Source organism: Holdemania sp. Marseille-P2844, assembly GCF_900120005.1.
Taxonomy (GTDB): Bacteria; Bacillota_I; Bacilli_A; order Erysipelotrichales; family Erysipelotrichaceae; genus Holdemania.
The window spans coordinates 391,581-407,727 of sequence record NZ_LT635454.1; the positions used below are offsets into that span (position 1 = coordinate 391,581).

General features: G+C 52.1%; 14 protein-coding genes. 11 read left to right on the forward strand and 3 right to left on the reverse strand.

The genetic code is table 11. From position 1 onward, the window contains the following. Positions 1-41 precede the first annotated feature (41 nt). Positions 42-1,277 (reverse strand): pyridoxal phosphate-dependent aminotransferase, encoded by a 1,236-nt coding sequence (locus BQ7364_RS16670; protein WP_072686148.1) that lies wholly within the window; start codon positions 1,275-1,277, stop codon positions 42-44. A 97-nt stretch (positions 1,278-1,374) separates the two neighbouring features. Between BQ7364_RS16670 and BQ7364_RS16675 the strand changes: the two genes are divergently transcribed. Continuing rightward, a complete protein-coding gene (locus BQ7364_RS16675) occupies positions 1,375-2,505 on the forward strand; it encodes a pyridoxal phosphate-dependent aminotransferase (RefSeq protein ID WP_159432838.1) in 1,131 nt (376 codons plus the stop codon). Here the strand turns inward: BQ7364_RS16675 and BQ7364_RS16680 are convergent. Then, the gene (locus BQ7364_RS16680) at positions 2,489-3,070 is read right to left on the reverse strand and encodes a manganese efflux pump (RefSeq protein WP_072685836.1); all 582 of its coding nucleotides are present in this window, start codon (positions 3,068-3,070) and stop codon (positions 2,489-2,491) included. The genes BQ7364_RS16675 and BQ7364_RS16680 overlap by 17 nt on opposite strands. A gap of 131 nt (positions 3,071-3,201) precedes the next feature. Between BQ7364_RS16680 and BQ7364_RS16685 the strand changes: the two genes are divergently transcribed. Then, a complete protein-coding gene (locus tag BQ7364_RS16685; protein WP_072685838.1) occupies positions 3,202-3,552 on the forward strand; it encodes a hypothetical protein in 351 nt (116 codons plus the stop codon). Positions 3,553-3,610: 58 nt separating this feature from the next. On the opposite strand, the gene BQ7364_RS16690 is transcribed toward BQ7364_RS16685, so the two are convergent. Next, positions 3,611-4,252: a YggS family pyridoxal phosphate-dependent enzyme gene (locus BQ7364_RS16690; protein WP_072685840.1), complete on the reverse strand. Its 642-nt coding sequence runs from the start codon at positions 4,250-4,252 to the stop codon at positions 3,611-3,613. Between the two features lie 52 nt (positions 4,253-4,304). Between BQ7364_RS16690 and BQ7364_RS16695 the strand changes: the two genes are divergently transcribed. From BQ7364_RS16695 to BQ7364_RS16735, 9 genes are all read left to right on the forward strand, one after another. Then, entirely contained in the window at positions 4,305-5,192 is an 888-nt protein-coding gene (locus tag BQ7364_RS16695) for a PHP domain-containing protein (protein ID WP_072685842.1), read from the forward strand. Positions 5,193-5,494: 302 nt separating this feature from the next. After that, positions 5,495-6,460 carry an ABC transporter permease gene (locus BQ7364_RS16700; protein ID WP_006059835.1) on the forward strand — a complete coding sequence of 322 codons (966 nt, stop codon included), beginning with the start codon at positions 5,495-5,497 and terminating at the stop codon, positions 6,458-6,460. A 13-nt stretch (positions 6,461-6,473) separates the two neighbouring features. Next, on the forward strand, positions 6,474-7,325 hold the full coding sequence (locus tag BQ7364_RS16705) for an ABC transporter permease (protein WP_072685844.1): 852 nt from the start codon (positions 6,474-6,476) through the stop codon (positions 7,323-7,325). A 14-nt stretch (positions 7,326-7,339) separates the two neighbouring features. Next, positions 7,340-8,308 carry an ABC transporter ATP-binding protein gene (locus tag BQ7364_RS16710; RefSeq protein WP_072685846.1) on the forward strand — a complete coding sequence of 323 codons (969 nt, stop codon included), beginning with the start codon at positions 7,340-7,342 and terminating at the stop codon, positions 8,306-8,308. 3 nt (positions 8,309-8,311) lie between these two features. Beyond that, the gene (locus tag BQ7364_RS16715; RefSeq protein ID WP_072685848.1) at positions 8,312-9,331 is read left to right on the forward strand and encodes an oligopeptide/dipeptide ABC transporter ATP-binding protein; all 1,020 of its coding nucleotides are present in this window, start codon (positions 8,312-8,314) and stop codon (positions 9,329-9,331) included. Between the two features lie 155 nt (positions 9,332-9,486). Next, on the forward strand, positions 9,487-11,082 hold the full coding sequence (locus BQ7364_RS16720) for an ABC transporter substrate-binding protein (protein WP_072685850.1): 1,596 nt from the start codon (positions 9,487-9,489) through the stop codon (positions 11,080-11,082). Between the two features lie 164 nt (positions 11,083-11,246). Beyond that, positions 11,247-12,854, forward strand: a complete 1,608-nt coding sequence (locus tag BQ7364_RS16725) for an ABC transporter substrate-binding protein (protein ID WP_072685852.1) — start codon at positions 11,247-11,249, stop codon at positions 12,852-12,854. A 90-nt stretch (positions 12,855-12,944) separates the two neighbouring features. Then, positions 12,945-14,327 (forward strand): M14 family zinc carboxypeptidase, encoded by a 1,383-nt coding sequence (locus tag BQ7364_RS16730; RefSeq protein ID WP_072685853.1) that lies wholly within the window; start codon positions 12,945-12,947, stop codon positions 14,325-14,327. A gap of 192 nt (positions 14,328-14,519) precedes the next feature. Then, positions 14,520-16,115, forward strand: coding sequence for an ABC transporter substrate-binding protein (locus BQ7364_RS16735; RefSeq protein ID WP_072685855.1), 1,596 nt, complete (start codon positions 14,520-14,522; stop codon positions 16,113-16,115). Positions 16,116-16,147: the final 32 nt, after the last annotated feature.

Below are 16,147 nucleotides of genomic sequence, written 5' to 3' on the forward strand. Positions count from 1 at the left end.
GTCTCGGCAGGGTTTGTTTGAATCCAAAGAAAATGTGAACTTTATTGCAGCGAATCCAGAATCGCTTTCATCCGCCCGGCCAGTCCCTGCACTTTCGACAGACTCAGCGAACAGAGTGCGACGCGGATTCCTTTGTTGACCTTGACGGTGTAGATATGATTGTCGATCAGCTTCTGGTGATATTGATCACGCAGCGCGTTATCCTTCATCTGCAGCGTTACAAAGAAACCTTCTTTATAAGGATAACAAAGCAGACCGCAGGCGGCGGCTTCTTCGATGAAGCACTGGCTGCGCTGTTTCAGCAGATCGACATAGCGCTGTTTTTCTGCCTCGAAGCCAGCGCGGTTTTCCGTCGTGATCCAGGTGAAGTTTTCCATCGCGGCGTTGGGGATGTTGCTCCATGTGGCGCGTGCGGTCTTTTCGAAAACGATCTCGGCTTCGCGCACGCGCCGGGCGTTTTGTCCCAGAATTAATGCCGCCCCGCAGCGCAGGCCGTAAGAGGTCAGCGTTTTGGAACAGCTGAACGCGATCACGGCCAGCACGTTTTCATTTATTTCATTAAGGCAGCTCAGATAATCGCGGCTGTGCAGGCCCTGATAGCTGTAATCAATATAAGCGATATCGTTGAGAATCACGCACGGTCCCTGTTTGCTCAGCTCGTTGAGGAAGTGGACGATTTGCCGCCATTCCGTCAGACTCATGGAATAGCCGGTCGGGTTGTGGCATGGATCATTGATCACGGCCAGCAGCCGTCCCTGCTCGCTCATCACCTGGCGGCAGACGCTTTCAAACGAAGCGAAGTTGAAGTGATCGCCGTCAAACATCGCGTAGGAAGCGGTCTTCAGCCGGGCCTGGGCGGCCATCAAGTTGTACGATCCCCAGCAGATTTCCGGCAGGACGACGGTTTGTCCCGCTTCCAGAACATTGATCATCGTCATGTTGACGGCGCCGGTGCCGCCCGGGGTAGCGATGACGGAGGCGTTTAATTTGATCGGCTGATCCTGCAGCACCCAGTTTCTGACCTGAGTCCGGTAGCCAGGATTGCCGGTGAAGCTGGCGGCGTAAGCCGCTTTGACTTCCTTGGCAATCGCGTTGTAGTGATCGAAGACATTCTGGTAGGCGACAAGTCTGCCCTGTTCATCGTAAAGGGAGCCGATCGTCGCGTCGACGACGGCCTCTGCGCCATGTTCGGCGATATCCTGCTTCGCCATTGAGACGACGGCGAAGACGGTATCTTCAATCGGCTGCAGATCGGCGGATTGTTTCATAAAAGACATCGGGATCATCTTCTTTCCTTGATTAATGTCTTGATTATAACTGAATTGCACAGAATTGAAAAGAACCTTTCATACAATGAAAAGAAAGGAGGCAATTATGCGAATTCATGAAGAAGTACGAAAAATGCCGGTCAGTCCGATCCGGACCTGGACTGCGCGGCTGCATGAGTCCGGTGCGCGGGCGCAGCTGACGCTGGGCGAGCCGGCGCAGAACACGGATTTGAGGATCGCGGAAGCCGCGTCGGAAGCGCTGCGGCAGGGCCTGACGCACTATCCCCCAGCCGCCGGACTGGCCCCGCTGCTACAACAACTGGCAGAGCGCGAACGAGCTTTGCGCGGCTGGACGTTTCATCCGGAACAGATTCTGATCACCAATGGGGCACAGGAGGCGCTGGCAGTCTGCTGCCTGGCGTTATTGAATCCCGGCGACGAGGTGCTGGTGATGGATCCCGGCTATCCCGGCACGCTCAGCGCGATCGCACTGGCGTCTGCCGTACCGGTGTTCTGTTTGACCGACGATCAATTTCAGCCGGAGTTTGCGGCGATGGAACGTGCGGTCAGCGCGCGGACCCGGGCGATTATCGCCGCCAGTCCGAATAATCCGACCGGTCAGATTTTATCTGCCGACGCGTTAGAGCATCTGGCGGCCCTGGCGGAAAAGTTTGATCTGGCGCTGATCCTGGATGCGGCTTACGAACAGTTAAGCTGGAAACCGCTGAATTTCAAGGTGTTGCGGTCTGCCCGTCACCGCGTGATCTTCGTCGGCAGCTTTTCCAAGACGTACGCGATGACCGGCTGGCGGCTGGGCTGGATCAGCGCTCCCCGGCGCTGGAATCCGGCACTGCTGAAAACACATCAGGCGCTGGTCTCGGGCGTGGCTGGATTTGTGCAGAAGGCCGGCTGCACCGCGCTGACGCTGTCGGCTGCGCCCTGGCGGCAGACTGTTGAAAAACAATGCGAACACGCCTGGCGGCGGCTGAATGAAATCGGTTTATCCTGTCTTTGTCCGGAAGGCAGCTTTTACTGCTTTCCGTCGATCGTCTCAACCGGTTTGACCAGCGAACAATTTGCGCTTGCGCTGGCGGAACAGGCCGGCGTCGCCGTCTTGCCGGGAACGCTGTTCGGCAGGCGCGGAGCAGGTCATGTGCGGATATCGGTCGGCGGCGAGTGGGAAACGCTGAACTGGGCGCTGGATCAGATCGAAAAGTTCGTTAAAGCAGCCGGCTGAAGGCCAAAAGCAGAAACAGCAGCGAAGGCAGGTATTCACTGCCTTTTTCAATTCTTCGGACAAACGGCAGCACTGGGCAGAGATTGCCGGCCATAACCAACAGGAAATTCACAAGCGCAAAACACAGCGCTGTCGAGCCCACCGGCGCTCCATCCAGAGCGAAGCTGAATCCCAGCACGGCGTTGTCCAGACTTAACGCCAACCCCAATAACAACGCTTCGCGGCTGCTCAGACGCTGGTTGTGATCCAGATCGGAGCTGGCCGGGTCGTTGATCATCGTGATCAGCGTGGGTGAACCGGATCTGCGTTTTTTTAACGCCTCTGCAAACGACAGGTAAGCCAGACAGAAAAACAACACAAAGCCTAATCCCCGGGCGGCGCCCGGGGGAATGGCGGCCGTCATTCGCCGCGCGGACAACATCACCGCACTGACGATCACCAGCGGGCAAAGCGAGATGAAAAGCAGCTGCGGCAGACAGATGCGGATTTTTTTCAGCCGGAAGGTGAATCCGCTGAAAAAACCGTCCAGACTGACCAACAGGCTTAAAAAGATCAGATGGGCCATAACACTCCTCCTCTATCGTCAGGGTATGAGCGGCCCGGCCGCGCTGTCCAGGCGAAGAACCCGGGAAGTTTTCTTTGTCAGATTCCGTCGAAGTCATGTATAATAGAGGACGTTAAGTTAGGAGTGAGTTTATGAGCTTTGCCAGAAGATATGGCATTCCCTTTCTGATCATGATCGTCAGCGGCCTGATCGTGCGGCTGTTCAATATGTATCTGCCGGTTTCGATCCGTTCGACGCTGGTGACGATCGCGATCGCAATCAGTTTGTTCGCATTCGGCCTGAGTTTGCATATCCATAAAAAAAGACGAGATGAGTCATGGTTTAAAAAACTCGTCATCTCGTTCTTTCTGATGTTTTTCGTGTTATGGGATCTGGGCTATATCGTCTTCCCGCAGCTGAAATCCATTTTCAACTTTCTGGGGATCCAGGGGTTTGTTATCTATATGGTTTATGTGTACTGCGGCTGGGCGTTTTTTGATTGATCCGCTGCCGTTGTTCCCACTAAAAACGAAAAGCGCAGCCCCGGGGATGTACGAAGGCTTAATCTTCGAACAGAATCGTCCCCAGGCGCAGCTGCGTGGAGCCTTCGCGCAGGGCGATCGGGTAATCGTGACTCATCCCCATCGAACAGATCGTAAACTGCGGGCCGCCGTAGTTCTTTTTCAGCCGATCAAATAAGGCGCGGGCCTGACGGAAGACGGCGGCAATGGCGGCTTCATCCTCCACATGCGGCCCCATCACCATGATCCCTTCGGGAATCAGATGTTCAAACTGGCTGAGTGCTTCAAAGAAAGCGTCGGCCTGGGCGGCTGCCAATCCGGTTTTGGTCGTCTCCTGGGCCAGATTGAATTCACTCAGCACGCCGATTGTCCGGCTGAGGCGGGCGGCTTCCTTGTCCAGCACGGCCGCCAGCTCCAGCGAATCCAGCGAACAGACACGGTGCAGATAAGGCAAAACGGCGCGGACCTTGTTGCGCTGCAGGTGGCCGATAAAATTCCAGCGGATATCGGATGGCAGCTGCGGCGCCTTCTGCAGCAGCTCCTGTGCCCGGTTTTCCCCGAAATCGCGCGCGCCGCAATCGTAATAAGCCTGGATCTGGGCGATGGAGCGATGCTTGGAGACGATTAAAAGCTCGCATTGGTCTTGACATTGATGAAGAATGGTTTCATAAAGCTGCGGCATACTATCCCTCTTTTCTTGGGATATTATACCACTTTCAAAGGAGGAATGAACGATGAAAGCAGATCTGCACATCCACTGTTCAGCCAGTTTTGACGCCACGGAATCCGTGGAAACGATCCTGCGCCTGGCGCGGGAAAAGCATCTGGACCTGATCGCGATCAGCGACCATAATGAGATCGACGGCGCGCTGAAGCTGGAGGCCAAGGCGCAGGAAACGGGGATCGAAACGCTGCGGGGCATTGAAATCGACTGCTTCTTCGGCCGCAATATCGTACATTTGTTAGGTTACGGCTGCGATCTGCGTGATCCCGGCTTCACGCGCTTAAAGAATCATTACATCGAAGAGCTGCGGCGCACCGGACGTCAGCGGCTGGCATTGATCGAGGAGCATTACGGCTTGAAGCTAAACGAAGCGGCGATCATCGCACGGGCGCACGGCCGGCCGTATACCAACGTTGAAATTACGCAGGAGCTGCTTGAAACTCAGGCTCATCCTGATCTGAAGCCATATCAGACAGGCGCACGCAGCGCCAATCCGATCGCCAACTTCTATTGGGATCAGCTGGCGGTGGGGTGTTGGGGCTATGCCGAAATGCGGCTGCCGGACTGGCGGCAGGTTGTGGATTATGTGCATCGCTGCGGCGGAGCGCTGATCGTCGCTCATCCGATGCAGAATCTGAAGCTGGACGCCGCGGCGGCGGAAGAACTGCGCGAAGGCGGAGCGGACGGTTTTGAAGTTTACAGTTCTTACCATGATGAGAAAGGCCGGCGGTTTTATCATGAATTCTGCCGGAAATGGGGACTGGCCGAAACTTTCGGCAGTGATTTTCATGGGGCGACCAAACCGAATATTGATTTGGGAAAGACGGGCTTTGACGGCGACTGCGCGGCGATGATCGCGCTTCTGAAAGCCCGGATCGCGTACTGGCAGGCGCGCTGAACAAGGCGCGCCCGGCTTATTTCAGGGGCTGAAAAAGGAGATATCCGGCGGCAAATTTGAACAAGTTCCGTTTACAAGCGCTTTCTGAAAACGAATGTAAAAAATAAGAAAAACGGCGCAAAATGGTAAAAAAAACGGGAAAATTCTTTTCAGGTTATTCCATTTGACAGATTTTCGTGTATAATAGAAAGCAATGAAATTATGTTTCATTGAATGTAAAATTATGAAAATTTTACATTTTTATTTTCCCGTTTGAGAGGACAGAGGAAAAAGATTTTTAGGTAAAAGGAGGAAATCTTGAAATGAAACGTTATATTGGAAAACGTGCATTGAGTGGTCTTCTCGTTGTCCTGTTGTCAGTCTGCTTCAACTTTACGTTGATCCGTCTGGCTCCGGGCGATCCGATCCGCATTATGGCGGGCACGGATAATCCAAACGAAGAGATGATCGAAGCACTGCAGCAAAAATATGGCCTGGACAAATCCATTCCGGAGCAGTTCGTCATGTTTCTTGGCAATGTAGCGAAGGGGGACTTGGGGTATTCTTACATCAGCGACGAATCCGTCATTAAACTGATCGGCGAGAAGATCGGCCCGACACTGGCGCTGTCGTTAACCGCGGTGCTGCTGTCCGTCACCATTGGTACATTGATAGGAATCTACGCTGCGCGAAAGAACGGGTCCAAGTTTGACCAGTTCGTGTGCAGTATCTCGTATGTGTTCGACGCGACGCCGGGATTCTGGCTGGGGTTAATGATGATTCTGATCTTCGCTTCGACGCTGAAATGGTTCCCGACCTCGGGCATGGTGAACCTGAGAGCCAATTATAAGGGGTTTGCGTACTTCGCCGACGTCTGCCGCCATCTGGTGCTGCCGATTACGACGATGGTGCTGACGCAGACGCCGTATTATTTCCGAATTGCGCGTTCTTCCGTCTTACAGGTGATGTCGGAAGATTTCATTACGACGTTCAAGGCGACCGGCATGAAAGAAAGCCGGATCTTCAACAAGTATGTTCTGCGCAACGCGATCCTGCCGACTGTTACGGTTTTAGGCATGTCGCTGGCATTCCTGCTTTCGGGTTCCGTCTTAATCGAAACGGTTTTCGCATGGCCGGGCATGGGACGTCTGATGTTCAGCTCGATTTCCAAGCGTGACTATCCGGTGCTGACTGGGATTTATCTGGTCACATCCGTCGTTATCTGTATCGCGATGATTCTGGTCGATATCCTCTACGGCTTTATCGATCCGCGGATCCGCTACGACTAGGAGGAACAGTACAATGAAAAAAGACAATGTTTTTCAGGCTGCGATGCGGGTGTTGAAAAAGAACTCCCAGCTGCGCATGGGCGTCATTCTTCTGATCGTCTTATTGTGCATCGCTTTCTTCGCGCCGATTATCGCTCCGTGCGATCCGTATAAATTATATGATGCGCTGGTTGCCGGACCGGGCACGCCGGGACATATCCTGGGTACCGACGGTCTGGGCCGCGACGTTTTAAGTGAGATTATCTATGGGACGCGGACGTCGTTAATGATCGGCGTCGTCGCCGCGAGTATTTCCGGTATTCTGGGTACCTGCATCGGCGGCATCGCGGGTTTCTTCGGCGGCAAGATCGACCGGCTCATTTCGGAATTCATGAACTTCTTCCTGATGACGCCGTCGTTCTTCCTGATTCTGATCATCGTCGCGCTGTTTGGCAGCAACATCATGTACATCATGATTGTTATCGGCCTGACTTCGTGGACCGGCAATGCGCGTTTAATGCGTGCGCAGGCGATCTCCTTAAAGGAGAGAACGTTCGTCAAGAGCGCGCAGGCGATGGGCGAAAGCCGCTTCAGCATCATGTTCAGGCACATCATTCCAAACGGGATTTTCCCGATTATCGCGCAGACTACGATGAACGTCTCCAGCGCGATCCTGTCCGAAGCCGGCCTGTCATTCTTGGGCTTAGGCGATCCAAATGTCGTCAGCTGGGGTCAGATTATCTACCATGGCAAACAGTACATGCCGAAGGGCTGGTGGATTTCCACCTTCGCCGGCGTTGCCGTTGTCTTCACCGTTCTGACATTCTTCCTCATCGGTGACGGCCTCAACCGCGTGCTCTCGCCTAAGATGGACGCCAATAACTAGGGAGGAAGGAAAAAATGGCATTATTAGAACTGAAAAACGTCAATGTACGTTATATTATGAAGGACAAGAAGGTCCATGCCTGCCAGCATGTCAGCCTGGAAATTGAGGAACAGGATTCGATCGGCATCGTCGGCGAGTCCGGCTCCGGCAAATCCACGCTGGCCAGTGCCGTTCTGCGCCTGCTGCCGCATCGCATCACGCAGGTCGACGGCGAAATTCTGTACAACGGCAAGGATCTGTTAAAGTTAACGAAGGATGAAATGGATGCGCTGCGCTGGACCGATCTGTCGATCGTATTCCAGAAGTCGATGAGCGCGCTGAGCCCGGTTCACAAGGTCGGAGCGCAGATGGAAGACGTTTACCGCGTGCATTTCCCGAATGCGGACAAGAATGAAATCAAGCAGCGGGTTTACGATCTGTTCAAGGTCGTCAACCTGTCTGACCGTGTTTACGAGTTATATCCGCACGAACTGTCCGGCGGCATGATGCAGCGTGTTTCAATCGCGCTGAGCCTGCTTCACAATCCGCGCTTACTGGTTCTGGACGAAGCGACAACGGCGCTGGACGTCGTTACGCAGAGTCAGATCCTGCGCGAGATCATGAGTCTGGAACAGAATCTGAACGTAACCCGGATTATGATTACCCACGACGTTTCCGTCGTCGCCTCGACCTGCAAGAAGATCGCCGTCATGTATGCCGGCCGACTGATGGAAAGCGGCGAGACGAAGGACGTCTTAGTCAATCCGCAGCACCCATACACGCAGGGTTTGCTTAAATCGTTCCCGTCCTTTAAGGGCGCCAAGAACGATCTGCGCGGGATTCCGGGTTCGCTGCCGGATTTAAGTCAGGAAATTCCAGGCTGCGTCTTCGCGCCGCGCTGCCCGTTTGCGACTGAGAAATGCCGCACGGTTGAGCCGGAATTGAAGACGGTCAACGAGAAGGGCAACTGGAAGGTTGCCTGCCACAAGGTAGGAGGTGAATAAGCGATGTCGGATACAGTAAACTCAGATGTAGTTATTCAGGTCAAAGACCTGACCCGCTGGTATATCCAGAAAAAAGTGACCAAGCAGGATGGCAAGGTCAGCAAGAAACAGACGATCAAGGCTGTCGACGGCGTCAGCTTTGAACTGAAACGGGGCGAAACCTTAGGCGTTATCGGCGAATCCGGATGCGGTAAGTCGACGCTGGGCCGCGTTTTGATCCATTTGGAAGATCCGACGGCCGGTGAGATTTTATATCACGGTGTTTCCAGCACTCAGCTGAAAAAGAAGGATCGGCTGGCTTTCTGCCGGACCTGCCAGATGATTTTCCAGAACCCGTTTGATACATTTGATCCGCGGTACACGATCGAAAAAATCTTCATGAGCACGATGAAGCTTCACAAAATTGGCGCCAATGATGAAGAACGGCACAACATTATGATCAAAACGCTGGAAGACGCCGGAATGGCGCCGGCCACCGATTATATCTACCGTCACCCGCATGAACTGTCCGGCGGTCAGCTGCAGCGTATTTCGATTCTGCGAAGCATGCTGCTGCGCCCGACGTTCTTAGTTGCGGACGAACCGGTCAGCATGCTGGACGTTTCGATCCGTGCGGATATCATCAATATGCTTCAGACATTAAGCAAGGAAGAAAACACGGCGATGGTTTTCATCAGCCATGATATCGCGACAACCCGTTATATTTCCGACCGGGTTGCGGTCATGTACCTGGGCCGGATTGTGGAAACGGGCATTACCGACGAGGTTCTGCACAATCCGCAGCATCCGTATACCAAGGTTCTGATTTCCAACTGCGCATCTTTGGATCCGCTGGAAAAACGCGAAATCATCGAAATTGAGGGCGAACCGCCGACCCCGATCAACACTGGCCCGGGCTGCTACTTTGCCCCGCGGTGTTATCAGGCTTGCGAGAAGTGTTTTAAAGAATATCCGGAAGCCCGTGATCTGGGCAACGGACATATCGTTTCCTGTCATTTTGTCGGCAACGACGCTGAAAAATAAACAGCGGTTCAGGCTCATCTGTGATTGACGGATGAGCCTTTTTTCGAACTTTTCTTCCTTCATTCACGAGCAAGGCCGCGTGGGAAACGACCTTGAGGGTGGGGAGTTTACCGCTCCGGCAAGGAAGCTGAAATAGAAGACAAGGAGAAAGAAAGATGAAATTTGCAAGAAAAGCACTGACTGCGCTGTTGGCGCTGGCGATGCTGGCCGGTTGTTCTTCTGCACCGAAAGAACCGGCTGCCAACCCGGAAAATCCGTCCGAGGGCGAACAGACGCCCGTTCAGGGCGGAACCTACATCATCCGTCAGGCTACCGATCCAGGCAGCTTTAACCCGGATGTCAAGGGCGACGATATGGCGACCTACACGGCGACCAATGTCTTCAACCGGCTGGTAAAGACAACGGCGTCGACCGAAATCATTCCCGACCTGGCTGAAAGCTGGGAATTCAGTGAGGACGGCAAGACGCTGACATTCCATCTCTATGAGAATGTGAAGTGGCATGACGGCGAACCGTTCAGCTCGGAAGACGTCAAGTGGACGCTGGATATGATCCGCACCGAAGGCTTCCAGTCCAACAGCTTCAAAATGATTGAAGAAATCACCTGCCCGGACGCCAACACGGTTGTCATTCAGATGAGCTCCCCGAGCGCCGCTATTTTAAGTTCGTTAGGCTGGCTGGGGACGTTTATTCTGCCGAAGCATATCTATGAAGGCACCGACTGGACGGCCAACGACGCCAACATGCATCCGATCGGCACCGGCCCGTTCAAATTTGAAAGCTATGAAAAGGGTCAGGCGATCACGTTAGTCCGCAATGACGATTACTTCATGGGCGCACCGTATCTGGATAAGCTGGTCATCACGATTATTCCGGATGCCAACACGGCTTTCCAGGCATACATGAACGGTGAAGTCGACGATCTGATGCTGAATATCCCAAGCAATGAAATCGCCGGCTTAAAAGCCAATCCGGACTACACCGTTTACGAACGGGCATCCAACAACCGTACCTATCTGACCTTTAATTTTGACGAAGAACCGTTTAACGACGTGCGCGTGCGCGAAGCGGTCAACCTCGGCATCAACCGCCAGGAAGTTCTGGATAAGGCGGCGAAGGGCATCGGCGCAGTGCCGCAGTATTACATGACGCCGGTCTTTGCCTGGGCGATGAACGACGCGGTGACGATTCCGGAACGGGATGTGGAAAAAGCTCGTCAGCTGCTGGAAGAAGCCGGGTATACCGCCGACGCTAACGGCATGTACATGAGCGTAACGCTCGATCTGTTTGACAGCGGCGATTTCAAGGATACCGCGACGGTATTGCAGCAGAATCTGAAAGAAATCGGGATTGACGTGAAGCTGAACATCACGGAAATGGGCACCTGGCAGCAGAAGGTTCAGGTCGACAGCGATTACCAGATGGCGATGCTTTCGGGATCGCAGGGACCGGATGCTTCAGCGATTTCGATGCGCGTGCATTCCGCCGGCGCATTTAACCTGGCGCATTGCAAAAACGCAGAACTGGACGCGTTGTTAGACGAAGGCGCGATCACGACGGATCAGACGGCCCGGGCTGAGATCTACAAGCAGGCGCAGGTCATCCTGGCGGAAGAACTGCCGATCGTTCCGGTCAAGGAAGCGACTTTTACCGTCGCCGTCCGCAATACGATCCATGGGCATCCTTATTCTGAGGAAGGCATCCATACCGTAGCTTCCAATGAATTCTCCCGTGTCTGGGTCGAAGAATAAGCAGAAATATTCAGGAAAAAGAGTTTGTGATCAGACTCTTTTTTTCATTGGGTTGAAAAACTTTCTGAAAACTGCGAAGAATGATGAAAAAGAGATTGACTTGATTTACAGGAAGGGATAAACTGAAATTAATCTCTAGGGGAGAAAGAAAGGATCATAAGTTTATGAAGAAACTGATTCAAAGCCTGGCGGTGATCTTGGCTCTGGCGCTGACACTGACCGGGTGCGATGGGAAAGGCAAGCCAGCGGCTTCACCGGCAACGGACGACAATTCGCAGATCAGCGAACCCAAGCAGGGAGGAACGTATGTGATGCGCAGTCACGGCGAACCGAACTCGTTTAACCCGAACATGAAAACTGACGATCTGCAGCTGCCCGCGACTTACAACATCTTTAACCGGCTGGTTAAGATGACGGTTGATAGCAGCGTCGTTCCCGATCTGGCGACAGATTGGGAATTCAGCGAAGACGGAATGACGCTGACTTTCAATTTACGCGAAAATGTAAAATGGCATGATGGAGAACCATTTACATCCCACGACGTTGTCTGGACGTTTACGCAGGTGCTTAAAGACGGTTATCAATCGAATACATTGAACATGATCGATTCGGTTACGGCCGACGGAGATTATAAAGCTGTCTTCCATCTGAAACAGCCGGACGCCTCGGTTGTCAGCGCGCTGAGCTGGCTGGGAACCTGGATTATGCCGGCTCATTTATACGAAGGCACGGACTGGACGCAGAACGAACACAATATGCATCCGATCGGAACCGGTCCGTTCAAATTTGAAAAATATACGCCGGGCGTTTCGATTGAAATGGTCCGTAATGACGATTATTGGGATGGCGCACCGTATTTGGACAAGCTGATCATTTCGATCATTCCGGATGCTTCCACCGCCTATCAATCTTATCTCAATGGCGAAGTCGACGATATGCAGAGCGGCGTTCCGACTTCCAATCTGCAGGAGCTGATCGACGATCCTGAACATTATTCTGTTTATCAGTATGTTTCCAGTTCCAGAACCTATCTGTCGTTCAATCTTGGCGAAGATAAACCGTTCAGCGACGTTCGCGTCCGTCAGGCGATCGACATGGCGGTCGACCGTCAGGCAGTCCTGGACAAAGCGGCCAAAGGCTTCGGTGCGGTTTCTGAATACTACATCTCGCCGATGTACCCGTGGGCGCTCAACGAGGACGCCCGAATTCCGGCCCGGGATGTGGAGGCGGCCCGCAAACTGATTGAGGAAGCCGGCTACACTGCGGACGCCAACGGAATGTATTTCAGCTGTGAGCTGACAACCTTTGATTCCGGCGACTTCAAGGATTCCGCGATCGTTATTCAGGACAGCCTGAAACAGGTCGGTATCGACGTGAAGCTGAATATTCTGGAAATGGGCGCGTGGATGACGAAAGTGATCGACGATTACAACTTCGATATCGCCTTATGCTCAGGCGGACAGGGACCGGACGTTTCCGCGATCCGCAACCGCGTGCATTCGGAAGGCTCGCTGAATCTTGACAAGTATGTCAATCCGGAGCTGGATGAAGCGCTCAATCAGGGCGTACAGGTCTTCACGCAGGAAGAACGTGCTCCTTATTACAAGAAAGTTCAGCAGATCATGCACGACGATGTTCCAATCGTCATTCTGAAAGATTTCACCGCAGTTTATCCTGTCAAGAGCTACATTCACAACAGTCCGTTTGAGCCGGAAATGGCCAGCTTGTACGGCACGTATGAAATGGCCAAGGTCTGGATGGATCCCCAATAATCGAAAATCATAAAAAGAACAGGCAAATCCAGTCGATTTGCCTGTTTCCCGGGTTATCGGAAAATAAAAAACAAAAAAAGGAGAATTGAAATGGCTGATTTTATTCAAAAACTGATCGACAACATTCCGGATTATCAACAATTTCTGACTGTGGATGAGATGGATGAAAATTCCAAGCGGCTGGCAGCAGAATTTCCGGGGATCGTAGAAATTTTTGAGGCCGGGAAATCACGCAAGGGACATCCGATTTACTGCCTGAAGATTGGCAAAGGCAGCCGCAACGCTTTGATGTTCGGCTGTCCGCATCCCAACGAACCGATGGGCGCAATGCTGCTGGAGTATTTCTCACGGGCGCTGGCCGAAAATGAAGATCTGCGCAAAGAGCTGGATTATACCTGGTATCTGATCAAAAGCATCGACCTCGACGGTACGCAGCTCAACGAAGGCTGGTTCAAGGGACCGATCACGCTGACCAACTTTACCCGTCATTACTTCCGCCCGGCCGGGTATGAACAGGTTGAATGGAATTTCCCGTTCCACTATAAAAACTATACCTACGACAAGCCGATTCCGGAGACCGTCTGCCTGATGAATTTGATCGACAAGATTCAGCCGCAGTTTATGTATTCGCTGCATAACGCCGGCTTCGGTGGCACGTACTGGTATCTGACCCGGGAGATTCCGGAATTGTGGGATAAGTTCTATGCCGCGACCGCGAAGCAGAATATTCCGCTGCACTTGGGCGAACCGGAAGTCAACTACATCACGCCGTTCTCTCAGGCGATCTATCCGATGATCAGCTCCAGGGATACCTACGATTACAATGAGAAATACGGCACGGTTGCGCCGGAAAAGCTGATGTCCACGGGCACCAGCAGCGCTGACTATGCCAGCCAGCAGGGCTACGATACGACGACGTTGGTCACCGAGCTGCCTTATTTCTACGAACCACGCATTCAGAGCGATAAGCTGATGGATTTCACCCGCCGGGAAGCCGCGCTGAAAGGCTGCGAAGTCCTGCATGAAAACCGCAAGGCGGTCAAAGCTCGTTATGATCAGATTGCGGATCTGATCAGCGCCGACAACAGCTTCGCCAAGATGGTCAGCAACGGGTATGAACATTTTGAGGAAGACTATCGTCAGGAATGTGATTTTATCCGTCAGGACCCGAATTACGACGAATTGTGCAAGGAGTCCGAAGCGTTCGACAACCTGGAGATTCCGAAGTACCGCGTGCTGCTTCAATGGACGCTTTTAATCCGTGCCTGCGAGCATGAGCTGGCGAAGAACCCAAGTCCGGAAGTCGCAGAACGGCTGCAGCGCATTCATGACGAGGGAGAAAAAGAATTTGCGAAACGGGCGGAAATCGCGGAGAAAGAACTGCATTATCAGGTCATTCCGATCCGCAAGCTGATCGCCGTGCAGCTGGAAAGCGGCATGCTGGTGGCGGATTATCTGCAAAAGCATCGTTAACCGTCGAAGCAAGGAAGTTGATCTTCCTTGTTTTCATTTCTTACATTTTTCTATGAATATTTTCAAAGATTGTAAAGAAAACGCTTAAATTTCACATACCAGTCGTACACATAGACTTCACATTTTTGAGAAAATCGTTTATTATTAAACTAACGGTTGCTTTAAAACAATCGATAGAGGAGGAAAGAATACATGAAAAAACTGCTTAAAGTTTTAGTCGTGTGTCTGGCCATGGCGATGATGCTTGCTGGATGTGGATCCAACAATGGCGGCACTGCCAATGAAGGCGGACAGACAGACGGCGAAACCAGCGGAATTCCTACGGATCAGACTCTGATCATGGTCACGCAGCAGGATCCGCAGAGCTTCAACCCGGACTTCAAGTCCGATGACGGCGCCTGGCCGATCAACCAGAATATTTTCAACCGTCTGGTAAAACTGGGCAACAACACAAAAATCAACCTGGATTTAGCTGAATCCTATGAATTCAGCGAAGATGGCATGCAGCTGACATTCCATCTTCATGATGGCGTTAAGTGGCATGACGGCGAGCCGTTTACCTCGGCTGACGTCAAGTGGACTTACGATACTGCGATCGCTGAAAAGTGGTCAAAAGCTGACAACCTGTCGAATATCGAAAGCATTGAATGCCCGGATGACAACACGGTTGTTATGAATCTGAAAACGCCGGACGTTTCGATTATTGCGAAGCTGGCCTGGTATGGCACATTCATTATGCCGAAGCATTTGTATGAAGGCACCGATACGGCGACTAACCCATACAACCAGAATCCAGTCGGAACGGGTCCGTTTAAATTTGTTGAATACAAAGCAGGCCAGTATGTAACGTTGGAACGCAATGAAGATTACTGGGGCGATAAGGCGATTGCCAAAACGCTGAAGTTTGCGATCATTTCTGATGATAATACTCTGTGGGAAGCTTTCATGAACGGTGAAGTTGATGATCTGTGCCAGATGATCCCAGCTGCTCATGCGAATGATCTGGATGGTAATGATAACTATACATTCTATTCTGAAATGGGCATCAACCGGACTTATATCACATTTAATCTGAAGGATGAACGTTTCCAGGATCAGCGTGTCCGCGAAGCCTTTGCTTTAGCGATCGACAACCAGGGCTGCTGGGATAGAACCGCTGGCGGCAATGGCGAACCTTCCAAGTATATGATTTCGCATGCCTTTACTAAGTACTTAGATGAAGATTCCAAATTACCTGAACGGAATGTAGAACAGGCCATGAAGCTGTTGGAAGAAGCTGGTTATACGAAAGATGCTGACGGCTATTACCTGCATGTAACATTAGATGCGTTCGAAAGCGGCAACTGGAAAGATCTGGCTGCGATTATCCAGCAGAATGTCAAAGAAGCCGGCATCGATCTGAAGATCAACATGATGGAAATGGCTGCTTGGCAGGATAAGGTTCAGGTTAACCGTAACTTTGAAATCACAATGTTAGCGGGCTATCAGGGACCGGATATTTCCGGTGTATCCGGACGTGTTCAGACTGGAACATCCATGAACATGGCTGGCTATTCCAATCCGGAACTGGACGCTTTATTAGACAAGGGCGTTACGCTGTCGAATGAAGAAGAAAGAATCGAATGCTACAAGGAAATTCAGAAGATCATGCGTGCTGATCTGCCGATCATCCCAATCATCGACAACGGCTACAAATATGCAATCAAGAAGGAAATGAAGGGTATGCCAATGGAACTGGACGATAAGACAGCTTCTTCGGAATACACCTACACTTACCGCGCTGAATAATTCATATTAGATTCTTAAAGACATGCTCATAA